This window comes from Streptomyces sp. NPDC033229, from assembly GCF_055576875.1.
In genome coordinates this window covers 1-22,913 of the sequence record NZ_JBVIQR010000065.1, presented here as the reverse complement: position 1 = coordinate 22,913, position 22,913 = coordinate 1, and the positions used below count along the sequence as shown (strand labels likewise).

The 22,913-nt window shown below is 69.8% G+C and carries 26 protein-coding genes; 6 read left to right on the top strand and 20 right to left on the bottom strand.

Features of this window, described 5'->3' with window-relative positions:
* Window positions 1-90: 90 nt before the first annotated feature.
* The 17 genes from ACZ53N_RS32925 to ACZ53N_RS32845 form a co-directional block, all read right to left on the bottom strand.
* The gene (locus ACZ53N_RS32925) at window positions 91-363 is read right to left on the bottom strand and encodes a hypothetical protein (RefSeq protein ID WP_469144470.1); all 273 of its coding nucleotides are present in this window, start codon (window positions 361-363) and stop codon (window positions 91-93) included.
* Between the two features lie 2 nt (window positions 364-365).
* A complete protein-coding gene (locus ACZ53N_RS32920; protein ID WP_469144469.1) occupies window positions 366-896 on the bottom strand; it encodes a hypothetical protein in 531 nt (176 codons plus the stop codon).
* Between the two features lie 29 nt (window positions 897-925).
* A complete protein-coding gene (locus ACZ53N_RS32915; RefSeq protein WP_469144471.1) occupies window positions 926-1,252 on the bottom strand; it encodes an RRQRL motif-containing zinc-binding protein in 327 nt (108 codons plus the stop codon).
* Between the two features lie 409 nt (window positions 1,253-1,661).
* The gene (locus tag ACZ53N_RS32910) at window positions 1,662-1,997 is read right to left on the bottom strand and encodes a hypothetical protein (RefSeq protein WP_469144468.1); all 336 of its coding nucleotides are present in this window, start codon (window positions 1,995-1,997) and stop codon (window positions 1,662-1,664) included.
* A gap of 129 nt (window positions 1,998-2,126) precedes the next feature.
* The gene (locus ACZ53N_RS32905; protein WP_469144467.1) at window positions 2,127-2,294 is read right to left on the bottom strand and encodes a hypothetical protein; all 168 of its coding nucleotides are present in this window, start codon (window positions 2,292-2,294) and stop codon (window positions 2,127-2,129) included.
* A 17-nt stretch (window positions 2,295-2,311) separates the two neighbouring features.
* Entirely contained in the window at window positions 2,312-2,764 is a 453-nt protein-coding gene (locus tag ACZ53N_RS32900) for a DUF6197 family protein (RefSeq protein ID WP_469144466.1), read from the bottom strand.
* Window positions 2,761-4,974, bottom strand: a complete 2,214-nt coding sequence (locus ACZ53N_RS32895; protein ID WP_469144465.1) for a hypothetical protein — start codon at window positions 4,972-4,974, stop codon at window positions 2,761-2,763. Before ACZ53N_RS32895 ends, ACZ53N_RS32900 begins: the two co-directional genes overlap by 4 nt.
* A gap of 13 nt (window positions 4,975-4,987) precedes the next feature.
* On the bottom strand, window positions 4,988-5,380 hold the full coding sequence (locus ACZ53N_RS32890) for a hypothetical protein (RefSeq protein WP_469144464.1): 393 nt from the start codon (window positions 5,378-5,380) through the stop codon (window positions 4,988-4,990).
* 12 nt (window positions 5,381-5,392) lie between these two features.
* Entirely contained in the window at window positions 5,393-5,863 is a 471-nt protein-coding gene (locus ACZ53N_RS32885; RefSeq protein ID WP_469144463.1) for a hypothetical protein, read from the bottom strand.
* Between the two features lie 726 nt (window positions 5,864-6,589).
* Entirely contained in the window at window positions 6,590-6,808 is a 219-nt protein-coding gene (locus tag ACZ53N_RS32880; RefSeq protein ID WP_229868326.1) for a hypothetical protein, read from the bottom strand.
* A 1-nt stretch (window position 6,809) separates the two neighbouring features.
* On the bottom strand, window positions 6,810-7,451 hold the full coding sequence (locus tag ACZ53N_RS32875) for a hypothetical protein (RefSeq protein WP_469144462.1): 642 nt from the start codon (window positions 7,449-7,451) through the stop codon (window positions 6,810-6,812).
* A gap of 170 nt (window positions 7,452-7,621) precedes the next feature.
* Entirely contained in the window at window positions 7,622-9,868 is a 2,247-nt protein-coding gene (locus tag ACZ53N_RS32870) for a hypothetical protein (protein ID WP_469144461.1), read from the bottom strand.
* Window positions 9,869-9,924: 56 nt separating this feature from the next.
* A complete protein-coding gene (locus tag ACZ53N_RS32865; RefSeq protein WP_469144460.1) occupies window positions 9,925-10,134 on the bottom strand; it encodes a hypothetical protein in 210 nt (69 codons plus the stop codon).
* 146 nt (window positions 10,135-10,280) lie between these two features.
* A complete protein-coding gene (locus tag ACZ53N_RS32860) occupies window positions 10,281-10,484 on the bottom strand; it encodes a hypothetical protein (RefSeq protein WP_469144459.1) in 204 nt (67 codons plus the stop codon).
* A gap of 394 nt (window positions 10,485-10,878) precedes the next feature.
* Entirely contained in the window at window positions 10,879-11,145 is a 267-nt protein-coding gene (locus tag ACZ53N_RS32855; RefSeq protein WP_469144458.1) for a WhiB family transcriptional regulator, read from the bottom strand.
* Window positions 11,146-11,150: 5 nt separating this feature from the next.
* Entirely contained in the window at window positions 11,151-11,594 is a 444-nt protein-coding gene (locus ACZ53N_RS32850; protein WP_469144457.1) for a hypothetical protein, read from the bottom strand.
* A 160-nt stretch (window positions 11,595-11,754) separates the two neighbouring features.
* The gene (locus ACZ53N_RS32845; protein ID WP_469144456.1) at window positions 11,755-12,558 is read right to left on the bottom strand and encodes a hypothetical protein; all 804 of its coding nucleotides are present in this window, start codon (window positions 12,556-12,558) and stop codon (window positions 11,755-11,757) included.
* A gap of 473 nt (window positions 12,559-13,031) precedes the next feature.
* Here ACZ53N_RS32845 and ACZ53N_RS32840 point away from each other — a divergent pair, with 473 nt between their 5' ends.
* The 4 genes from ACZ53N_RS32840 (at window position 13,032) to ACZ53N_RS32825 (ending at window position 16,704) form a co-directional block, all read left to right on the top strand.
* The gene (locus tag ACZ53N_RS32840; protein ID WP_469144455.1) at window positions 13,032-13,856 is read left to right on the top strand and encodes a GntR family transcriptional regulator; all 825 of its coding nucleotides are present in this window, start codon (window positions 13,032-13,034) and stop codon (window positions 13,854-13,856) included.
* Complete coding sequence (locus tag ACZ53N_RS32835; protein ID WP_469144454.1) at window positions 13,846-14,877, top strand: YdcF family protein; 1,032 nt, start codon at window positions 13,846-13,848, stop codon at window positions 14,875-14,877. The genes ACZ53N_RS32840 and ACZ53N_RS32835 overlap by 11 nt, the downstream gene beginning before the upstream one ends.
* 223 nt (window positions 14,878-15,100) lie before the next feature.
* Window positions 15,101-16,138, top strand: a complete 1,038-nt coding sequence (locus tag ACZ53N_RS32830; protein ID WP_469144453.1) for an AAA family ATPase — start codon at window positions 15,101-15,103, stop codon at window positions 16,136-16,138.
* Window positions 16,135-16,704, top strand: coding sequence for a phosphotransferase-like protein (locus tag ACZ53N_RS32825; RefSeq protein ID WP_469144452.1), 570 nt, complete (start codon window positions 16,135-16,137; stop codon window positions 16,702-16,704). The genes ACZ53N_RS32830 and ACZ53N_RS32825 overlap by 4 nt, the downstream gene beginning before the upstream one ends.
* 7 nt (window positions 16,705-16,711) lie before the next feature.
* On the opposite strand, the gene ACZ53N_RS32820 is transcribed toward ACZ53N_RS32825, so the two are convergent.
* Together ACZ53N_RS32820 and ACZ53N_RS32815 are read right to left on the bottom strand one after the other, a co-directional pair.
* Window positions 16,712-17,551: an NAD(P)-dependent oxidoreductase gene (locus tag ACZ53N_RS32820; protein WP_469144451.1), complete on the bottom strand. Its 840-nt coding sequence runs from the start codon at window positions 17,549-17,551 to the stop codon at window positions 16,712-16,714.
* Window positions 17,552-17,555: 4 nt separating this feature from the next.
* Entirely contained in the window at window positions 17,556-18,203 is a 648-nt protein-coding gene (locus tag ACZ53N_RS32815; protein WP_469144450.1) for an HAD family hydrolase, read from the bottom strand.
* 405 nt (window positions 18,204-18,608) lie between these two features.
* On the opposite strand from ACZ53N_RS32815, the gene ACZ53N_RS32810 reads away from it, so the two are divergent.
* Window positions 18,609-19,760: a damage-control phosphatase ARMT1 family protein gene (locus tag ACZ53N_RS32810; RefSeq protein WP_469144449.1), complete on the top strand. Its 1,152-nt coding sequence runs from the start codon at window positions 18,609-18,611 to the stop codon at window positions 19,758-19,760.
* Window positions 19,761-20,044: 284 nt separating this feature from the next.
* Here the strand turns inward: ACZ53N_RS32810 and ACZ53N_RS32805 are convergent, their stop codons facing one another.
* On the bottom strand, window positions 20,045-20,671 hold the full coding sequence (locus tag ACZ53N_RS32805) for a hypothetical protein (protein ID WP_469144448.1): 627 nt from the start codon (window positions 20,669-20,671) through the stop codon (window positions 20,045-20,047).
* Between the two features lie 860 nt (window positions 20,672-21,531).
* Between ACZ53N_RS32805 and ACZ53N_RS32800 the strand changes: the two genes are divergently transcribed.
* A partial coding sequence (locus tag ACZ53N_RS32800) for a helix-turn-helix domain-containing protein (RefSeq protein WP_469144447.1) occupies window positions 21,532-22,913 on the top strand: 1,382 nt, incomplete at its 3' end.

The following is a 22,913-nucleotide window of genomic DNA, read 5'->3' as shown; positions in this document are numbered from 1 at the left end:
ACCAGAGGGATCACAGTCCCGGAACGGCGGCAGGCTTCCACCTCACACGGCGGCCCTTGCACATCCGTGCACGGGCTCACTGCTGAGCTATTAGAACGGGGGTTCGTCCGGCCAGGCCGGGACGGGCAGGAGCCGGACGCACAGCTCGGTCCGGTTCACCCAGCAGCCGCACGCCTCCATTTCCGGGTTCGCGCCGTCGACCCACCAGCCGCCCGCGCCCCGGCAGTCGGGGCAGGAGCGGCGGGGCTGGGGCCTCAGCTCGATGCGATGCCGGTCGGCGTACAGCTGCCAGTGGCCGGCCTTGAGGACGACGACGGCCGCGGGCACGGCGGCCGCGACCAGGACAGCGGTGCACGGGCGCACGGTCAGGGACGGTCGAAAGGTTGAACGGCGAAGCGGGTGCCCTGCCCGGAACTGGTGGGCGTCGCGGTGAGGAAGCCCGCTTCGGCTTGTGCGAGCGAGGCCAGCAGCGTCTTGATCCAGTCGGTGGAGCGCTGGACGTCGACGCGAAGCACATTGAAGTCAGCAAGGTGCACCGGGTGCGGGTGGGTGTCGTAGCGGTGTCGCCACAACCGGGTGCGGATCAGTTCGGCGGCCTCGGTGTCGTCGGGCCGGGCGGGCACGCCGCGCGGCATCGCCCGGCAGGCCGCGGCATGGGTGTTGGCGGCCTTGGCGGCCTCTGCCTCCGGCATCGGGTTGTACGAGGCGTTCTGGTCCGCGCGGTAGGTGCAGCCCAGACAGGCGGCGGCGTAGTTCGCGGTGCCCCGACCGGCGTCGGCGGTGTAGACGAGGACGGTTGCGCCCTCCAGCGCCCGGTAACGCTGGGAGACGATCGTGCCCTCCGGCGTCCAGGTTTCGGGCGCGGGGGTGGGGGCGGTACGGGTGAACAGAGCCACGGTGACTTCTCCTTCGAGCGGTTCGTTGATCAGGCGGCGAGCCGGTGGATGGCTGGGGCCGTGGAAGCGACGTAGGTGTCGGGGCTGGGCTCGTAGCCCTTGTCGCAGGGGTCGCAGCGGCCCTGGGTGCGCAGCGGGAGGCAGAAGTAGCGCCTCCGGCACTCCGGGCAGGTGGACCGTGCGGCCATCGCCCGGTCCAGCGCCCATTCCTGCGCAAGCGTCGGCGTGCGCTTCGGCCGGGCGAGGTCCACGTTGTAGAGCCAGGCCCGGGTGGGGTGATTGCACGACTGGTCGGGCCGGTACGCGCACCCCTTGCAGCGCAGGACCGCGACCGGGGCGTGCCCGCCGGGGTTCAGGCCCCGGTCGCGTAGCTGCCTGCGGGTGGCCAGGCATTCGGGCCAGGTACGCCGTACTCCGAAAGGGGCGCGGTGTTGCGTGGCACCTTCTTGATCTCGCGGCGGCGCCCTTCTTCCGCGGGCGGGGCATCACCTGCTCCAGGGGCCGGGAAGGCGGGCGGGACGCTGCGGGTAGCGGGGGCCGGGGCGCTGCGGACGCGGGCGCCCGATCCGGCGGCGCGGACGGGGTACGAGCACGGGTTGTCCTCCAGCAGATGTGATGGCGGGCAGTGCTGCGCCCCGTCGACGGACGGTCCGTCGCCGGGCGTGAAGGTGGTGGCCGGTCGGCCTGTCCAGTCACAGGGACCGGCCGCCTCCGAAGTAGGGGGCGGCCGGTGCCGGTGGCCAGGCGGGGCGGTCGGAGCCGTGGTCAGAGAGCGGAGGCGACGAGAAGGAGGGCGAGGGCGGCCACTCCGCCGATCAGGAGGGCGGCGCCGGCGCTGGCCCACCAGTAGTGGCCCACGGTCTTGATGTCGCGCAGGTCGCTGAGCGCGTCCGCGATGTGGGCGTGCAGCGCGGCCAGTGGGGGCAGGGCGGCGTACCAGCGGCCGAGGCGGTCTATCTGGCCGGCCATTTCGTCGTCGGGGAAGTGTCCGCCGTGGAGGGTCTGCCGGTGGGTCTCGCCCACGGCGGCCAGGGCCTCGATCTCGTGGACGACGGGGCTGGTGGTACGGCAGACGGTGCAGCGGTACCGGTATCGGCGCACGGTGGTCGGTCTCCCGAGAGATGGGTGGTGTGCGGGCAGGGAACAGCGACGCCCCGCCCGGAGGGTCCGGGCGGGGCGCGAGGCTGAGCTGGGTGGGGTCTGTTCTCCGCGTTCTGGGCGGGGAGGCGGTCAGGTGTTGATCTGACGGCGGACGTTCGCGACGAGACGGAGGATCTCGTGGGCCATGTCGCTGATCGTCTGGAGCTGCCTGTCGATGTCAGCCGGGTCCGAGCCAGTGAACGAGAACGAGCGGCCGTCGTCACGGTCCTGCTCGGGGTTGGTGAACGAGAACGACACGGGCAGCTCCAACCGGGTCAGATGTTCATGTGGTGGGCGCGCCGGATGGCGGCCTCCCACACGCTACGCACCTGCGCTCCGGTGTGGGAGTCGTTCCAGGAGGGGATCGACGTCCACTGTTTTCCGTGCTGGCGGCGGGCCTCGTCCAGGAGGAGATTCCCGGCGTCGCGGTAGGCGGCGTTGCGGGCGCCGGCCGCGGCGCGCAGCGCGCCGATGGAGCAGCGGGCCCCTTCGGGGTGGATGAGGGTGTGCCGGGCCCAGCCGTGGGTGTTGAGGAAGGCGAGGGCGTCGGTGAGAGTCTTCTCGACCGGGCCGGTCAGGCGCACCGGCGCGGCGGCGGGGAGGTTGAAGGGAACCTGCGCGGGAGCCGCGGGGGCGGTGGGTTTCGGGGCGGGGTCGAGGAGCTGGAACGCCTTCTCGTATAAATCGGGGTCGATGGGGGTGAAGTCGGTCTCGGTGCGGGTGTTCATGCTGCCCTCCACAGGCCGTTCTCGTTGGTGACCTCGTCCCGCTTCTTCAGCTCGGACAGGCGCGGTTTGATGTTTTTGGCGGATGTGCCCAGCTTTCGGGCGATGGTCTCGGCGGTCATCGGAATGGACTGCTCCCGCAGGAGCTCGAGGATGCGCGGCTTGATCAGTTCCTGTCCGTCAGGCGCCCCCGCGGCCACGCCAGGAGCACCGGGCCTGCTGGATCCGGAAGTTGCCTGAGGCCCGCCGGCGTTGGGGTGGGGCGCCTCCTGCGAGAAGGGTTCGCCCTCCGCCGCGGCGAGGAGGTCGGCGAGGCTGCCGATCAGGTTCTTGCCGCGGCGGTCGACCATGGGCGTCTGGGTGATCGCGTCGCGCTCCCGCCAGGCGTCACAGTCCTCGATCCCGACCGGCGGCTCGCCTCCGGCAAGGGAGACGGGGGCCACGTCCAGGTGCAGGGAGCGGAACTGGACGGCCTGCGAGCCGGGAGTGAGGAGGTAGCCCAGGCCGAAGGTGCCGTCCTCGGGCGCGGCGGCGGCCTCGGTGGCCAGGCCGCTCATGTCCCGGTCGGCGACCTTGGCGTACTGGCCCGGCCACTGCGAGGGGATCATTGACAGGTCGATGCCCTCCGCGCCCTCGACCGCGTTCGCGCCGACCAGGGAGCCCTGCCCCCGCGCGCAGCGCAGGAACACCGCGCCGCCGCCGATGAGGAGCTGGGAGCGGATGACCGTGGAGTTGCCGAGGTCTTCGGCCAGCGGGGTCTGGGTGGCCAGGACCACGCCGATGCCCCGCTTGAGGGACCGGCGGGTCAGTTGTTCCACGATCGCCTTCGCTTCCAGGTGGTACGGCGAGGAGGCCGACAGCAGCATGTGTGCCTCGTCGATGACGACCAGGACCAGCGGGTCGGTGAAGGGGAAGGCGGGGGAGCGGTAGCGGGCCTCGCGGTTGAGCATCATCGCGTAGGCCAGGCGCAGCGCGCCCATCGCCTCGTCCAGGCCGTCGCCCAGGTACGCGGACAGCGATGCCCCGGCGATGGTCCCGGCCTGCGGGGAGGCGAGGATCACCGCGATACCGGAGCGGTGGGCGCAGAGCAGGATCTGCTCCAGCAGTCCGGACTTGCCCGACCGCGACCCGCCGACGAGATAGAGGTGGCGGGCGCCGGAGCCGGGCTGCGCCAGGGGCAGGAGGGCAGGCCGGCCGTCGACGTAGGTGCCGGCGCGGACGTAGCCGCGGGAATCCATGGACAACTCGTCCACGACCGAGGAGAGCATCGTGCCGTGCATCAGGGCGTGTTCCCTCATCACCCGGATCCCCATCTGCGAGGGCTTGTCGCCGGGGGCGAGGGCGATCTGGATCGTCTCCAGGTCCAAATTTCCCGCGAGGGCCTGCAAGTTGACGGTCCCGATCGCCCGGCGGTCGCGGGTGGCGATCCCTTCCCAGTCCAGCGGCCCGTCGTAGCGGGTGACAGTCAGGGTGGTGCCGGGCATCGCGCCCTCCGGCACGCCCACATACGCGGCCCACAGCTCCTCGGGAGTCGTCGGGGTACCGGCCGCGATCTGCGGCTGCGCCGCCGGCACCTTCAGGTGCACGGTGACGGGCAGGGCGTTCGGCGCGTAGTGCTTGGGGTCTCCCAGCTCGACCTGGGAGACGGGGATCTGGTAGACGGCGGCGATGTCGGCGGCCTTCACCCGCACCTGCTGCCCCTGGGGCAGGGTGATGATCCCGGTGAACGACACGTGGTCGTCGTCGGCGTCGAGGGCGAGGTGCTCCAGGTTGGCCCCGGGCTGGATGAGCTTGCGGCCCTCGGTCTGGGTGGGGCCGGAGATGAACTCCTTCCACCAGGCGGTGATGAGTTGCGCCTGCGACGTCAGCCCGGCCGCCGCGCCCTTGGTCGTGGTCTCGGGCGTGAGGGCGGGGACGTGGCCGGCGATGTTGCGGTGGTGGGCCAGGGCGGCCGCCCCGGCCGGGACCGCGAGTCCGAGAGCGATCAGCGGGTTCCCGCCCGCGGCGAGGACCTCGTGCGCGGCGATACCGCACCCGGTGGCCGTGAACCCGCACGCGATCAAAGACCGCAGAACGGGAGCGGAGGCGTTGACGGCCCACGCTCCCGCTCCGGCCGCCGCGGCGGCGAGGGCGGACCAGGGGCCGACGACGAGAGGCACCACCGCGAGCACGGCGGGCGCGTACTGAATGAACTGTGCTCGGGTCGGCCCCACGGTCCTGATCTCCTTAACTCTGGATGTAGAAGGCGGCTTCGGCCATGTCGACGGGGGAGGTTTCCACCGCCTCGGCGATCCCTCCGTGGTCGTTCTCGGTGGTCGTCTTCGCGTCGTCGGCGGCTGCGGAGGCGCTGTCGGCGGCGGAGGTGTAGGCGCCGGCCGCGTCCTTGACGCCGGTCATGGTCAGCGCGGCGTCGGCGAACTCGCTGGTGGTCGCGTCGTCGACGGCCAGCGCCTTCATCGTCTCGGCGGCGTCCTGCATCTGCTCGGCGGCGTCGTCGACGTCGGCGGCGAGCGTGGTGACGGTCTGGGCGTGCGCGTGGACCTTGTGCGTGAGCCAGGCCAGCTTGGTGCGCAGGGCCGCGTAGGTCGCGGCGTCCTTCAGGCTCTCGGTGACGCTCATGCGGGGCCTCTCCTATCGGGCGTTGTAGAAGTCGCGTTCGGCGGGCTTGGTCAGGGGGGAGTCAGCGACGGCTCGAAAGATCGGCCCGTGGCGGAGCTCCGCGTTCGCGGACGCGGTGCGGCACGCTTCCTCGCCGCCCTGGATCTTGTCGTGGAGCTCCTTGGCGGCGGCGGCCTGGAGGTCGAGCTGCTCCTTGAGCACCTCGCACTTGCCGATCAGGTTCGCGCCGACGCCCTTCGCGGTGATCTCGGTGATGAGCCCGTCGCAGTCGGCGGCCAGCTGCACGGCCTCGTCCATTAGGTCCAGGCAGGTCTCGGTACTGGACTGGCACAGGGTGGCCGAGCCCTCGGCGAGGTCGATGACCTGGGTGAGGGTCATGACCTCACCGCCGCTGTAGGTGCGGGACTTCCCGGCGGCGGTCGTGACGTGGACGCCCTGGTCGTCGACGGTCGCGGAGTGCGGTACGGGCGGGGTGGGCTGCATCGCGGGGTCCTTCCTGATGTGCTCGGGCAGCGGGACGGTGCGGGGCGGCGGGACCGTGCCCGCCGGGGGGACTGCGGACCCCGGCGGCACCGTCGGGGGCGGGGGAGCCGTCGGCGGTGGGGGTGCGGACGGCGGCGGAGGTGTTGTCGGCGGCGCCGTCGGGGGCGGGGTGCCCGGAGGCGGGGTCGCCGTCGGCGGGGCGGTCGTTGGGGGCGCCGTTGGTGCGGTCGGCGGGGTAGTCGGCGGTGTGCTGGGCTTGGGCGGCACGGTGGTCGCGGAGGGCCCTGGAGTGGGCCCGGCAGAAGTGGGAACGGAAGGCTTTCCGCTCGGCTTTTTGAGGTAGGCCGAGCGCCAGCCGTCGCGCAGGCCACCCGCGAAATGGGCACCCGCCATAAGCCCGTAATGAGTTTTCGCCGCGAAGTTGTACGGCGCATTTCGGAATGTTTCCGGAGGCCAGCTCGGATTCCATTTCTCTTTCGGTTTAGCAGGGGGTTTCTTGATTCCCGCCTGCTCATATTTCCCGTGCGTTTTTTCCACGCCGAACAGGTAGCTGATGGCGAGGAGTACGAGGAGTTCCACGGCCCTCCCTTCTGTGACTCTGTGTGGTTCCGGACGGTTACCGGTTACCGGTTACAGGCCCATGGGACACCGGTTCGCGCCGCCCAGCGGGCAGTCCTGGGGTGCCCTGGGGGCTGTAACCGGTAACCGGTAACCCACGATGTGCACTCAGCGTGACGATGAGCTGATGTTGTTCACGGTCGTGTTCGCCGTGTTGAACACCGACTCCAGGGTGGTCCGGATCTGCTCGCTGAACGGCGTGTACGGCAGGAAGATCCCGGAGACGATAAGCATGATGCAGATCACCATCTGCTTCCCCTTCGTCTTCTTGAAGGTGAAGAACAGAGCCCAGCAGAACAGGGCGAGAGCGAAGAACTGAAGCGTCATTTCATGCACCCTTCTCGAAGGTGAATCCCTTGTCGTTCATGGGGGTTACCGCGCCCGAACCGGAGGGGGCGGAGAGCTTTTTGTAGGCGACGAAGCCGCCGCCTCCGACGAGCGCCACCCACAGCCACGGGCTGGAGGTGATGCCGCCGGCACCGCCGCCGGAATCAGCGGATTCCTGGGACTTGGAGGCCGCACCGCCGAGGGTCGGGGCGTCGCAGGTGGGGATCCTCGCGATGTCGTACGAGGCCGCCTTGGCGACCGCCGCCGCGCGGAGCTTCATGCACTCGCGGTAGACGGTCATCTCCCGGTCGTACTGGACCTTGGCCGCGGCTTCCTCGGTCTGCGTCCGCTGCTTGTCGGCCTCCGCCTCGACCAGGGCGTTCGCGGCCTTCTCCTGGGCGCGCTCACGCTCCTGGTCGGCCTGCTCGCCCTGCATGGTGGTGACGGCGACGACGGTGCCGCACACGGCGACGACGGCGATCGTGCCGCACAAGGCGAGCGCCGCCGTGTTGCGGCGCATCCCGCCGACCGCGGCGGACAGACGCGAGGTCGCGGGCTTCTCCGGCTTCTCCGGGGACTGGGGGGTCTGGGGGGTCTGGGGGTCCATGCGGCTGAACTCCTTGTCCCAGTCGATTCCGGACATGGGCGGCTGACTCCTTTTCGATGCGGTTCGAGCCCGTCCAGGCATGCCGGAAGCGGGTTCTGATCAGGGGAAACGTGCTGTACTGGAAGGTGGCTGCTTCCGGCAGTCGCGAGGAGGGCCAGCCCGGTTGCTGCGGGCTGGCCCTCCTTGGTGTGTGCCGGACGGGTGGGTCAGGTGAGGTATTTGTCGGCGTCCTCGGGCCGCAGCAGGCCGGCCTCCTTCAACAGCCGGACGGCGCGGGGCTGGTTGACCGACAGGTCGGTACGGACCCGGTAGAGGGTGACGTAGCCGTCCTCGTCGCGCGGGAGCGCCTGTACGAGCGGAAGGAGTTCTCCGTCCGTCCGGGCAGGCGTACCGGTACGCGCTGTACCGCCTGTACCGCCGCTTCCGGTTACACGGGATGAGGCGGTCGCCGTACCGGTACGGCCGCCCGGTACGGCATCACTGCCGAACTGTGTACGGACGCCCACCGCACTGCTGCGTTCCTGTACGGCCGCGTGAGCCGTACCGGCACGCCCCCGGGGCCCCGTACCTGTACGCGTCGCCCCGTCAGGGGTGGTGTGTACACCGTATGTACGGTCGCTGTACGGCCTGGTCAGCGCCCCTTTGGCCCCGTCGTGGGGTGAGGGGTGAAAGGGGGCGTGTGTCGGGTCCGTACCGTCGTGTCCGGCGCCCGTACCGCCGCTCTGTCCGCCGCTGTTCGCGGCGTACAGGTCGCTGTGAGCGGGCTGCGTACGGCCGGACGTCGCGCTGTCCGTACCGTCCGCCCGGCGGTGCGTACCTGTACGGGCAGGCATTCCGTTTCCGCCGTCCATACCGGTACGCACCGGCCTACCGGTGGCTGCACCGGAGGACGTGTCCGTGACGCCGTGGCCGTCCGTCCCGTCGTCGTGCATGAGGGCGTGGACGCGCCAGATGACGGCCACGAAGATCAGGACGACGAACGTCGTCAGCCACCACGGCGCCGACCCGCCCTCGGGCACGAGGTGCGCCTGCTCGGAGAGGTGGAAGACGACGTTGGCCGACGCCATCAGCGCGAGCGCGGCGGGGATGTCGCGCTTGGCCCGGAAGGCCGTGACGCAGTAGACGTCGATCGACACCGGCAGGAGCGGGGCGACGTACTCGTTGATCCCGACCATGCGGGCCAGTTCGTACTCGCCGGAGGCGGCGAGCCCGACGCCGGCGGCCAGCGCGACCCACGGCGCCGCCTTCCACAGCTTGCCGCCGAGGTTCTGACGCCAGCCACGCCACCGGGACGCGGCCTGCTTGGCCTCGCGGGCCTCGGTCAGCAGTCGCCGGGCGCGCGCCTCGCCGGCCTGCGCCCGCTCGGTGATGCCCTTGGCCCGACGCTCGGCCTCGGCGGTGATGCGCTCGGCCTCCTTCTGGGCGGCTTCGCGCAGCTCCTGGGCGACGGTCGTGGCCTCGGTCCGCAGCCGCTCACGCTGCTGGTCGCACGCCCTCTTCAGTCCGGCGAGCTCCTCGGCCAGGGCCTGACTCTTGGCCGCCGCCTCGCTGTCGAACTTCTCGCCAAGCTCTCGCAGCCCGGTACGCAGCTCGGCGCGTGCCTTCTCCGCCTCGGTATGGACGGCGGTGACATGAGCGTCGGCCTCCCGGCGCCGCTCTGCGGCAGCCTCGACCGCGTCCGCGTACAGCGCCTCCGCCTCGGTCCGCCGGGCGTCGTACTGCTCGGCGGCGGCCCTGGCGAGCTGGGCGTGGCGCTCGCGGGCCTGCTCGACCTCCTTCTGCGCGGCGACGAGCAGGTTGTCGGCCTCTTCGCGGGCGCGGGCGAGGATCTGCCCGGCCTCGGTGCGGCGGGCCTCAACCAGGGCGCCGATCTCGGTGAGGTCGGCCTCGGCCAGGCGCCGCAACTCGGCGACCGCGGAAGCGATGGCCTGGTGCTCGGCGGCGGCCAGCTCGGTCAGCTCCACGACCTGCGAACGCACCTGGGCGAGAAGCTGGTCGGCGCGGTCGCGGGCCTCGGCCAGGAGCCGGTCGGCCTCGCCGCGCAGCTTCTGCGCCTCCTCGCGCACCGTCTCGGCCTCGGCGGTGGCCGCCGCCCGCTGGGCGGTGGCCTCCTCCTGGGCGCCGGCGGTGACGGCTTCGGCGCGCGTGCGCGCGTCGGCCAGCAGGACGGTGATCTGCTCGTGTGTGTCGGCGACGGTGCGCGCGGCCGCCGTCTCCGCTTCCGCCTGAAGGGCCGCGGCTTGCTCGCGCGCGGTATCGATGATGTCGGCGGCCCGGTCCCGGGCGTCCGCGACGCGGGTCAGCGCCTCGAAGTCCGCCTCCGCCTCCGTCGTCCCGGCCGGGGCCGGGAGAGCACCGGGTGTGGTGGAGGCGACAGGCTGCGGAGCCGGACGGGAAGCCGCTGGCCCCTTGCGGGCGGTGGGCCTCTTGCCGCGGGTACGAGTGGCGGCCACGCCGCCTCCTTCCAGGTCGATGCCGCCCCGGCAGGGGCGGTCCACGGGTGGTTCGGTCAGTCGGACTGGGCGGGCAGCTCTGCCTGCCGGTTGGCGGTCGCGTGCTGCTGGGTGAGCCAGGCGATGGCAGCCGCCGTCATGTCGCCGGCCGCGTCCTGGGTGTTCAGCGGCGCGGTGTCGATGTCGCGCATCGCGTCGACGGGCGGCAGCAGCCGCATGTAGTCCGGCCTGGCGTTGTAGAGGAAGCGGTGCAAGTTCGCAGTCACAGGGACCAGGTCGCAGGTGCCATGCCCTGGGCGTTGACACGCATAGGGAACTCCTTGGGTCACGGAGGCGGCCTGTCCGGCTCCCCTTCACCGCCCGACCCGGCCCAGTGGCCGGTGCGGGCGGATCAGGCAGACGGCAGACCGGATTACGCGGCGAGCAGCGGGACAGGGGCGAGGCCGACGACGACGCTGCCGTCGTGAACGTGCCGACCGATGATGATCAGGCGGTCGCGCGTGGCACGGGCAATGTCCGGATCGGCGCCTTCGACCAAGTGCTTGTAGGACTCGAAGTCGGCGGTCGTCCAGGTGTCGCTGCCGCCGTGCTGGTTGCGGAACTGGGCAGGAGTCATCTGTTCCTCTTTCTTGCGGGATGGCCCTGAGTCGTGCCGGGCCGAGAGGACGAGTGGGTGGGCGGGTCTCCCGTACGGCGGGCGACCGGCCGTGAAGAGCGGCGCGGAACGGCCAGCGACTTACGCCTCCGTCCCGCGCCGCGGGTCAGCTCCGCTTCCGGAGCTGGTTGATGTACGCCTCCTGGAGCCTCGCAAGCGACTCGTACAGGCGCTGGCCGGTGCCGCACCGTGCGTCCAGCGAGCACCCTTCACAGGCTTCACCGTGCGCACGCTCCGCAGCCGCGGCCTTCATGTACCGCTCGTACAAGTCCTCAGCCACGAGCCCGCCGATCGTTCGCGGACTGCTGGTTGACCCTGCGGACCTCGTCCTCCAGGCGCTGATGATCGGTGTCGGTCATGCCGTCGCCCTCGCCGCGTTCCTGGCCCGTTCACGGGCGGCGCGCCGCTTCAGCGACCGGCGCTCGTCCTCGGACAGCCCGCCCCAGACGCCGGCGTCCTGACCGGACTCCAGCGCCCACTGCAGGCACTGCTTCCTGACGGGGCAGCGGCGGCAGACGGCCTTGGCCTCCTCGATCTGCAGCAAGGACGGGCCGGTGTTGCCGACCGGGAAGAACAGCTCGGGGTCCTCTTCGCGGCAGACCGCGTTATGGCGCCAATCCACAGCGATCACCGTGCCTGTCCGGTGCCGTCACATGTGGTGCAGGACTTCCAGGTCTGGCGGGTCACGCCGTCACTGCTGGTGTCGACCATCCGACCGCGCTTCCCGTCGCAGTCCCTGCAGACCTGCCCGGCCGATGCCTGAGTGTCGGCCTCGCGGACCAGGTGGTCCGACGTCGTCCACACAGAGCCGACCGCGACGGGCTGGCTGTCCGGACGGAGCACGTCCCGAACGATCACGGCCCACTGGGCGCCGCGGCGTCGGAGTAGTGCGCGGGCCTGCTCCGGGTCTCGGACCAGGGCGAGAACCTCGAACGCCCCGTCCACGTTCTGGTAGATCGCCCCCGCGCGGCGCGGTCCGATCTGAGCATCGACGACCCGGCGCAGGCCTTCGAGGAACAGCGGGTCGTCGGTCGCGGCTGCGGGGATGCGTTGTGTCATGCTGACGGTCATCTGGGCCTCCCATTGGGTCCAGTGCGTGAGATCAGCCCCGGGGAATTACGGTCCCCGGGGCTGCTGCGTTCACCTGACTGCCGTACGAGCAGCCACGGCCCCGGCCGCCCCGAATTCGCCGGGGCGGCAGCGGCCGTGGTCGTTCGTCGTGGTGTGCGCATCAGGCAGTGATCCGCAGCGTCGTGAGCGGTACCTCAAGGCCGCGGAATTCGGACACCGTGTCGGCTGGGTGGATCCGGCAGGTGTTGTTGGCCTCTTCGACCGTCGTACCGCCGCGCTTGGCCGTGTCCTTCTTCGCGTCGCTCGTCGCCGGTCCCTGCTTGGCCCACTCGGCCGCAGCGTATTTCGCGATCGCAGCAACGTACCGGCGCTCCAGCCGGACCTGCACGGCGGCGAGTTCCTGGCGGGCGCGGTCGCGACGCGGCTGCGTGCGCAGCAGCCGCTCGTACAACCCGGCGAGCCGCGCTCCGTCGGCACAGCGGTGGCTACCGCCGCAGCGGCCGACCACGCCGTTCTTCCTGCACTTCTTGAGGTGCTCGCGGTAGGCGTCGAGCGCGCTGGCCGCGCTCACCGGCGCCGGGTTCATCTTGGTGACCGCCGCGGCCGGGGCCGGAAGCGGCTTGTAGTGCTGGCGGGCAGAGCGGCGGCCGATGGCCGTACTGTCGGCCTCGAGCATCGCCTCGCTCCACTGCTCGAGGCTGATGTCGAGCTTGACGACCTGGTTACTGCCGTGGCAGCGGTCCCGCTTGGCGCCGTCAGCCACTTTGTCGCTGACGCAGTGTTCACGGATCGCAAGCTTGGTCTCCCCCATCAGCCGACGCCAGGTCTGGCAGTCGGGGCAGACGATGGACTTGACCTCCCCATCACGGACGTTGATGTCCTGGGGCTTGATGCTGCTGAGCAGCAGCGGCTTACGGCGGTTGTCGCGCTTGGTACGGACGCGGCCGGGGCGGATCTGAGGCATCGAGTCCTCCTGTTCGGGAGCGGTGCTGCTCTCTCCGCCCACCAGGCCAGCCGGTTGCCCGGCGGTCTGGTGGACAGACAGCGCAACTTCGCTGTTCAGGGGTGGATCGAGTGGAGCTATTCGGTACAGGCGTCGTCGGCCGGGGGAGCGCGGGCTCAACCCCACTGCCGCCACCTCCGAAGAGGCGTTGACTCCTGCTGTTTTGCGGTGTGCTGGGCGGTACTAGAGGGCCCGAGGGTCCGGCTCCCTCATCCGGCCCCGCCATAGGGCGGTTCCGGGTGGGAGAACCGGGTCCGTGGGGACCCCGACAGGGGCAAGCGGTAACCCCTACTGCTTCTCCGGTAGTGCATTTCGGGCACAGGAGTGCACTGGCGAACCCGCGCAACTTCACTAGTGAAGTTGCTTGCGTTGACAGTACGGGGCCGACTCCACCTCGTCAAGAGTTCACTAGTGATGTCGTGTACTCTGCCTGCATGACGACCGCAGATGGCGACTCCCGACCCAAGGCGCAGCGCATTGCTGACGACCTCGGGGCCGACATCGAGACGGGTGCCATCGCGCCGGGGGAGAAACTGCCGACCACCCGTGAGCTGGTCGCTAGGTACGGCGTTACGGGCGAGACGATCCGCCAGGCCGTCATGCGGCTGAAGAACGCCGGGCTGGTAACCAGCCGACAAGGTGGTGGCGTCTACGCCCGCACACGGCCGCCCTTGAAGCGGCTCGGCATCTCTCGCTACGACAAGGCCAAATGGCGCGACGGTGACGAGGTCGCCTTCATCGCCGATCGCGTCGCAAGCGGCCGCGGCTACGAACGCGGTGAGCAGACACAGACGGTCGCGCTCGTCACCGCTCCAGAGGCGGCCGCCGAGGCGCTCGGCCTGCCGAAGGGGGCCCAGGTCTACGCCCGAGCCCGGCTGGTGAGGGAAGGCAGCCAGCCAACACATACCCTCACCAGCTACTACCGGCCCCAGGATGTCGAAGGCACACGTCTGGTTGATCCCTCTCCCGGGCCAGCCGGGCGCGGAGGCGGGTACCGGGTTCTGTATGAACAGGGGCTCGAAGTCGACGAGATGGAAGAAGAGATCAAGGCTCGGATGCCGACGCCGTCCGAGGCTCAGCAACTGCAGCTCCCGCCTGGTGAACCGGTCGTGGAGCTGCACCGCACCACGCAGACCGAAACCGGCTACGTGGTCGAGTACGCCATCGGTATCCACGCTGCATCGCGGTTCACCTGGCGCTACCGCTTCAAGATCCCCGACTCCGCCCGGGACAACGAGAGGGACCCCCATGCCCAGTGAAGGAAGGCCGCAGGCAATCGACACCGCGGTCATCACCACACCCGGCGACGTTCCCACGACCGATGTGGGGCTCATGGCCCACAGGCGCGAACGCCACCTCGACCGCCTCAAGCAACGCGTAGACGCCCTCGGCCAGAGCGCTGGCGACCCCACCGACGCCATTGCCGCACTCGCCCTAAACTCGGCCATGCGAAACGCCCTCGATAACCACGAGCAGCAGCTCGTCCGCGACGGCCTGCGTCAGGGTGCCACCTGGTCGCAGCTCGCAAATGCCCTGGGAGGCGGCGAACCAGCCGCCGCGCGGGCGGCGTTCACCGCATGGGCCGCCCAGCTGCCAGACCTCGAACGGGCCGAAGCCAATAGGCTTGCCCTCACCGAGCAGGAGTGGACGGACTCCCAGACTGTCTGGGACTACCACCACATGCACCACGCGCCGCGCCCATGCTCGGTCGCCATCGGACTTGGCAGCCACGACCTGGGGGTCGCCACGGTCACCGCCCAGGCTTACCTCGACGGCCTGGTACCGGTGATCGTGTTCAGCGGTGCCACCTCCCCAACGACGAAGGACCGCTTCCCTCAGGGCGAGGCGGTCGCCTACCGCGAACACGCGCTCAGCCTCGGCGTCCCCGACCACGCCGTGCTCGTGGAACCAACGGCTACGAACACCGGGCAGAACATCACGCAGTCCCGCGCGATTCTTGAGGCCGCAGACATCTCGGTGTCCTCCGTACTGCTCGTGTGCAAGCCCTACGAACAGCGCCGCGCCTACGCCACAGCCCTGAAGCTGTGGCCCGAAGTCGCATTCGTGTGCACTTCGGCGCCGATGGAGCTCACCGAGTACGTCGACTCCATCGGTGACGTACGGATCGTCGTCGACATGATGATCGGAGCCCTGCAGCGGATCATGATCTACCCGGCGCAGGGCTTCATGGCCGACGTTCCCGTTCCGCCGAACGTGAAGGCCGCGTACGAGCGGCTCGTCCAGGCCGGCTTCACGAGCCGCCTCGCGGTCACCGCATGAACAGTGGCCCAAGCTGATGCCCCCGACGTGTCGGCCGTCGCCCTGTTGAACACCAATCACTAGTTTGCCCCTTCGACTGCTGCGTCTCGTGGGGGCAATCACACTCGCGGTGGGGGCCACGGAACATCACAGCGGCTTGTCGAAGCCCGTACGCACGTCCATTCACGGGTTTCAACATCCGCGTACACATGGGATTTGGGGCGCGCGGCCTAGGCTCGCGCCCATGATGATGACGGAGGGGCAGAGGGTGGGGAAGCACCGAGTGGGGTGGCGGCCGGAACGGTTACGTGAGCAGCGTGAGGCCCATGGTCTGACCCTGGAGAAGGCTGGCGAGAGGCTTCGGCAGGTTGCGGAGCAGGCCAAGCTGAGGGGGATCCCGGCGGCGAATCCTCAGACTTTGTGGCAGCACGAGCAGGGCGAGGTCTATCCCGGCCCGCACTACCGGCGCGCTTACTGCCTCCTTTACCGGGCCACCGAGCCGGACCTCGGGTTCCGCACTGCTCTGCCAGGGGAGGAGACGTCCTTCAAGATCACGCCGATGGACGACCGGCTCAACGGGGCTCACGTCTTGGCCGTCGAACGGGCTATCCACCGCATCGCGCCCGGCAGCGGAGAATCTGACCACGTCGCTCTACAGCAGCGGATCATCGACGCCTGGAAGCGCCGGCACACCGGCGGCGACCCGCACCGCCCAGTACTCATCCTGGTCGGCGGGTATGCCGGTAGCGGGAAGACCGAACTCGCCCGCTTCTTCGTGCAGCTCACCGGGTGGCCGCTGCTTGACAAGGACCCGCTGACCCGCCCGCTCGTGGAACGCCTCCTGGTCGCGCTGGGCGGCGACGCGAACGACCGGCACACGGAGCTCTACAGAGAGCGTGTCCGGCCAGTGGAGTACGACTGCCTGATGCAGGCGGCCATGGCCAACATCAAATGCGGCATCAGCACCGTGCTGACCGCGCCGTTCATCGCGGAGATGACAGACCTGGCATGGATGCAGCGCCTGACCAACCGCGCCAGTTCCCTTGGCGTTGACGTCTTCCCCGTCTGGGTTTGCTGCGACGAAGAATCGATGCGCGAGTACATCACCTTCCGCTCCGCCGCCCGGGACGCCTGGAAACTGCAGCGGTGGGAGGAGTACACAGCCACGATCGACCTGGAGCTGCGCCCGGCGGTGCCGCACATGGTCGTCGACAACCGCCTCGGCACCGCAGTCTCGCTCGCCGACCAAGCACGGCAGGCGATGGGGGCGATGTACTCATGATCCCGCAGCAGGGCGTGATTCTGTACGGCCCGCCGGCGGCGGGCAAGGACACCGTCACCGCGGCACTCGCCAAGCTCGACGGCCGGTACGGGCAGTTTGCGCGGCTCAAGATCGGCTCAGGGAAAAGCGCCGGCTACCGGATGGGCACCAGCGAACATCTGCGCAACCTGGAGGCCGTGGGCGACGTCGTCTACGCAAACAGCCGCTACGGCAATACCTACGTGATCGACCGGCCCGGCGTCGACGCAGCGTTCGCGGCCGGGGTGCCGGTGGTGCACCTCGGTCAGATCGATGGCATCCGCGCCGTGGTCGATGGCTATCTGGCTGATTGGGCGGTGGTGCTGCTGTGGTGCCCGCGGGAGGTGACCGAGCAGAGGTCCGGGGCTCGGGGGGACAGCGACACTGTGGCGCGTCTTGCGGCCTGGGAGGCCACCCGCAAGGACCTGGATGCCCACCCGGACACAGGGTGGGATCTGACAGTGGACACGACGGTGACGTCGCCGGCGGAGTCGGCCCGGCTCATCGACCAGTTGCTGGTCCAGCGGGCGGGGAATGCGACGGCATGACTAAGAGCTACGGCTGGGTGAGCCGCTTAAGGGCGTCGGTGAGCGTCAATTCGCCGTCGTCCTTGGCGTCGTCCCACCGTGCCAACGTCGACGCGGCCGCGCGCAACATCTCCGGCGGGAGGCCTGCGGCCGTCAACATGTCGGCGGCTTCCTCCAGCTCCGGTCCCCACCGCCAGGCGCGCGCCGAGGCCTTGGCGATGTACTCGGGTTCGGAGAGATACGAGTCGGTGCGCCGCGAGGCGACCTCGACGAGCTCCTGGTCGACACCGTGCTCGCGCGCCACCCCGATCGCGAGCGCCACCAGCACGCGCGAGGTCTTCTGGAACGAGGCGTATGCCAGTTTCAGGGCGGACGCCTGCCCGATCTCGGTACCCAGAACCTTCGTCCGGACCGCGGTGTCCGCAAAGGCCTCCTCGACCCATGCGGTCGCGGCGGGCGGGCCGGACAAGTACAGCGTTGACGTCTTGCCGCGCACCGGCGGAGAGCCGACGACGCCACCGTCTACGACGGTCGCGGCTGGTCCGAGCAACCCGGCAATCCGTACGGACCGCTCAGGGTTGATCGCGTTCGCCTCCACGTACACGCCGTTGAATCGGCGGGCAGCGACGTTGCGGGCCAGGTCCTCGGCGGCGGCCGGCGGGCAGAGGCTGATGGCCATGTCGCTCCGGTCCAGCAGCTCCTGCAATGTAGGCACCGCCGTCAGGCCGAACTGCTCGGCTCGTGCAGTACTCGCCGGGCTGCGGCCTTCCGCACACCACAGGACCGCGGCTGCGTTGTTCGCGGCGCAGGCGGCTATTGCGGCGCCCATACTGCCAGGGTGGAGGATGCCGATGGTGGGCTGGTGCACGGTGCTACTCCGTCTCGGTGAGCAGGAAGGTGATGGCGTCGCTGACGTCATCGACGGTGTGATCGGGCGGAGCAAGGTCGTCCGGCCACTGCTGGCGACGGAGCCAGATGGTGGACAAGCCAGCCTGGCGTCCTCCTTCGATGTCGCCGACTGGCTGATCGCCAGTCATCCAGCCGCCTTCGGAGAGGCTCGTGCCGCAGCGGGCGGCTGTGAGCTCGAAGAGGCGTATGTCTGGTTTGCGTGCCTCGATATCGCCCGAGACCGCGACCCCGTGAACCAGCGCGCTGATGCCTGCCGCCGTGAGCTTGGCTCGCTGGATGTCAGGGGCGCCGTTGATGGCGACGCCGATCGTCCAGCCTTCGGATCGGAGTTGGGCCAGGCCCTCGAGGACAGCGGGGCGGCAGGTGACGGCGGCTGCCATCCGGTCCATGTAGGTCTGCCAGAGCTGGGCAGCAGGCTCTTCCAGCGCAAAGGCCTCACGGAGCCGAGCGAAGTCCTGAAGGCCTGCCCGGTCAGCCAGTTCGTGAACCATCCAGCCCTCGATCTCCGGCCCATAGCCAGCCGCCTCGCACATCCCGGAGACGGACACAACGAAGGCCGCTCGCCGGTCGACGAGGGTGTTGTCCAGGTCGAAGAGCGCGAGGCGGGGCATGACGGCGACCCTAGCCGAGCGGCGAGCTCGGGCGTCATGACAGCTCCTCCCCGACAGCAGCGCGCGGTCTATCGCGTGCGTCGAGCGGCTGCTCGCTTCTCGTCAGCCGGGACGGGGCGCCACCTTCCTTCCCGGCTGCCGGGAGGCGCACGAGCACTCCGTCTGATCCCCTTGGCAACGCCTGAAAAGCCTGTTCAGATCGTGGTTGTCACAGCCGAGCCTTCGGCCTCGCGGGCGTGCGGCGACACGTCCGGTCGTTCATCCTGCGGGGTCCCGGTGCCAGCGGGTCTGAGTGCGTCGAGCGCGGCCTACGACCCGGTTCAGGGCCGCATCCTCGTCGGCAGCGCCGCCGGCGTGGTTGACCTTGACCTCAACCTGACCCTGCTCCGAGAGGGATAGACGCTCATGACCCAGCAGGCTCCAGTGATCATTTCAGAGGAGTCGCCCTTTGCCAGCGACGTGTTCGCCAAGCGGCATCCGGCGCTTGTTGAAAGGCTCGTCGCGGCCTGGCCTTTCGGCCCTGAGCAGCACCGGGCACTGTCCGCACTTGCGGAGGAGGGTGTCCATGGCGTGATCCGCCCGCTTCCGGACACCGCCGCTGACGCCGGTCTCTGGCAGGAGTGGGGCAGTGAATTTTACGGCCGCCCGTGGGCGGAGGTGCCGTTCCTGTGGGCAGAGTCTTTCTTCTACCGGCGCCTCCTGGAGGCCGTCGGCTACTTTGAGGGGCCGTGGCGGGGCATCGATCCCTTCACTCCGCTCAAGCGGGCCGAGCTCGCGGGCGAGGTGGTGGCGGCGGAGATCGCCGCGCTCGACGATGTCGTCGGACTGGCTGACGATGAGTTGGGACAGGCATTGCTGCTGTCCAGTATCTGGGGCAACCGCGCCGACCTGAGTTTCCAAATCACTGCGGGCCGGGGGACCGAGGCCTCCAGCCTCGTGGCCGACGACAGCGCACGTCTCTGGGACCTCCTCCGATCCGAAGCCGGCGGAACGGTCGCCCTGATCGCTGACAACGCCGGCAGCGAGATGGTCGCAGACCTGGTCCTCATCGACCACCTCCTCACGCGCGGTCTAGCCCGCGAGGTCATACTGCACGTGAAACCGTCGCCGTACTACGTCTCCGACGCCACGCTCGCAGACGTCGCCGACTGCCTGCGAGCGCTTCTCCTCAGCAAGGGCGAGGCCCAAGCCGTGGGGGAACGGCTGCGCGAGGCAGCCGCACTCGGACGGCTGCACGTCCGAGCGAACTCGTTCTTCTGTGCACCATTCGACTTCACCGCCATGCCGGAAGCACTGCGGCACGAGTTCACGTCGGCCACGGTGACGATCCTGAAGGGCGACCTGAACTACCGGCGGTTGACCGGCGACCGCTGGTGGGAGCCGACAACCCCGTTCGCTGAGGTGACCACCTACTTCCCGGGCCGGGTCGCGGCGCTCCGCACGCTGAAATCGGACGTCATTATCGGCCTCGAGACGGGCACTCTCGCGGGGCTCAACGAAACATCGCCACAGTGGCGGACTTCCGGAGCCCACGCCCTCGTACAGGTGCGCTCGTGAGAGGCGCGATTGGCAGGAGTGACGGCGTCCTGCGCGAGGCGGTGCATGACGGCGCCGCTAGGCGAGCGGCGAGCTCGGGTCTGACGTCAGCTCCGCCCCTGCAGCAGCACACGGCCTTTCGCGGGTGTCGAAGGGCTGCTCTCTTCTCGTCAGTCGGGACGGGGCGCCACCTTCCTTCCCGCCTGAAGGGAGGCTCACGGTTCCCCCGTCGGCTCCCCTTGGCAACGCCTGATAGTCCTGTTCAGGTCGTGGCCGTTACAGCCGGGGGCTTCGGCCTCGCGGGCTTATCGGGAAGGTGCAGCGAAGGGATGCGAGAGGTGCGGCGACACGTCCGGTCGTTCGTCCTGCGGGGTCCCGGTGGCAGCGGGTCTGAGTGCCTCGAGGGCGGCCTGCAGGGTGGGGGAATCCGGTTCCCAGTCTCGGGGAATCGTGAAGCGGAGCCGTTGGTGAGGTTCCTGGCCCGACCGTTTGGGCTGGCAGTCGAGGACGGGGACGAGGCCGTGCTCGATGCTGTGGAGCAGGACGGGCCGACCGGTGGGCACAACCGTGATGAGTTCTTGGCGTCCGATGGGGCCGAGTTCGTGGATCCGCGGCTTGTGGGATTTTGGGTGGAGGCCGGCGACGACGAGCCCGTCGAGGGTCGCGGCCAGCTGGGGCCAGGCCGACGGGTAGTCCGCGTCGAGGCCGAGGGCGGTGTCGTAGTGCAGGATCTCGACTCCGCTCGGCAGGGCTTCGCGGAGGTCGTCGAGGCGCCGACCCCAGTTGGGGCGGGCACGGAGTTCAGGCGGGGCGCTGAAGTAAATACGAACCGAGCCGGGCTGGCGCTGGGCGGCAATCTGCCGCATGGCCGTCACGTACGCCTGGCGCCGGGCGGGCGGGGCGTAGCTGTGCAGCGGGGTGTCGGCGGTCATGCTGATCATCATGCCGTGCTCGTCTCCCGCCCTTCGATGCGGTATCCAGCCGGTCTGTGCTGCCGGGCCGTCAGGCGGCTCTCGGTGAGCGGCAACACGGTGGGCGTTGGGGTGACGCGACGGGCTGCCACGGGGGTAGAGTATCCGCAGAAAAGATCAATAACGACAGACTTAATCCCCGCGAGGTGGCTCTCCGGGGATGGCGGCCGACGACCGATAAGGGGTCTCGACGTGACTCAGGGTACCCGTACCCTCGTTCAACTACACACCCAGGCACCTGCCGTGGCAGCGATGACGTGCGCAAACGCCGTCGCTCCGGCGGGTGCCTTCGTTGTTTTCCCGGGCCGTTCCGAGCGCGGGCGCACCTCTGCCGAGGGGATTGAGATGACGTAGGCCGCAGGGCGGCGCCCGCATAGCGGGTCTTCTGGCCGCCCGGGTCGCTCGGCCTCCGGTGATTGCAGTCACCTCGGCCCCAGCGCCCATCAAATCTCCGCTCGGCCTTGCAGGGCCTCCTGCGGAGGGATTGTTCGACCGGTTGCAGCCGCATCGAACAGTTCGATCTTTGGTTCTCCCCGAACCACAAAGCACCACGAGGGGCTTTGTCATGCCCTCCATGCCGAGGAAGGCGTTGTCATTTTGCACCACGATCCAAGCTTTCGCCAGCCCGCCATTGCCCGTTTCGCGCAGGTTCATGGCCTTTCATACATTCTGGCCGCACGGCCTCGCAGTCCGATTCATCCCGAATATCCCCTCAACTTGGGAACCCTCCAACCGCGCTTCGTCACCCGCTCACGAACTCTGCCTCCAGAGCCGGGCTACGAGGCAGGTCGGTGAGCGCCGGGGCGGCACCGGCCGTCGCAATGGTTCCCGCCCCGCGTCCGTCAATCGAAGACGACGCGGTCGAGGCGCTGCCCGGCCTGTACGTGCCGGAGGTGAGCCAGTGGCTGTCGACGTCGGCGGGCCGGATCGCGGGCGACGGCTACTCCTGGATGCAGGCGGTCCACTGGGTTGCCGGGTCCGGGCTGTACGAGCCGCGCCGCTACCGGTCGCACGGGCCGCGCTCGTTCGGGCCGACGACGGTGCGCGTCGCCCAGGAGCTCGCGGAGCTGTTCCCGTGTCGTCCGGGGATCGAGTACCTGGTGCGTCGCACCGGGCTGTCGGAGCGGTCGGTGGAGTACCACCTGGGGATGCTGCGGGAGGCCGGTCTGCTCGCGTACGTCGTGCGGGGCACCCGGGTCCGCGGTGCGGCCGCGCAGGCGTCGGAGTTCGCGCGGATGGTGCCGGTTGAGTTCGACGTGGCGCTGGGCGTGCGCACGGCCGGTGAGGGCACCGGGCGGCGGATGACGGGGATCGCGGAGGCCGGCCGGGAGCTGATGGCGGCGCTGGCGAAGAAGGCGGCCCGCAAGGTGCGCAAGCGGCGGGCGAAGTCGTCCTCGAAGGCCCCGGCGAAGGGTGTCCGGAGGCGTGCTGACCAGGGTGCTGTGGCGGCTGTTTCGGATGAGGTCCGTTGCACCCCAATGGGGGGTAGTTCCCACAGTGTTTCTACTGCGGGTACTACTTCCTTCCCCCCTGAGAGCAAGCTCGCAAGCGGGCAGAGCGATTCCCCCACCCCGAAGAAGGTCAAGCGCGGCCGCCGGAAGCTCAACAGCGTCGGGCGCCGTTTCCAGCTGGCCTCGGAGCTGATCCGCCAGGCGCCGTGGATGGGCCGCGCTGCGGTGCCCCGGATCGCCTGGATCCTCAAGGAGGTTGCGGATGCGGGCTGGACGGCCGACCAGGTGATCGCGTTCCTGGACTGCGGCGACGCCCCGGGCATCGTCCACCGGCCGTCGGGGTTCCTCGCCGGGCGGCTGAAGGGCGCGGTGACGCTGTGGCCGACCGAGGAAGGCCGGGAGCGCGCCGTCCAGGCGTACCGGGACTCCCGCCGCGCGGAGAAGTCCCGTCACCAGGAGTGGGAGGGCTCCTGGCAGGCCCCGCGCAGCATGGCGGTCCGTCGCATGGTCGCTGAGGCGTTCGCCCCGCAGGCCCAGCCGTGCGGCCAGGGTGAGTCTCTGCCCGAGCTGGGCGGTGTCGAGGACCTGAGCCCGCAGGACCTGGCGGAGATGCGGGCCACGGGCTGGGGCGAGTTCGTGGCGGGCGACACCACGCTGGTCATGACCACGTACGACGCCCTCGGCCCAGCTGCCGCTGAGTACGTCTTCGGCGCTGACCTGGTGCGCCGCGCTCGCAAGCTGGCGGGCGGCAG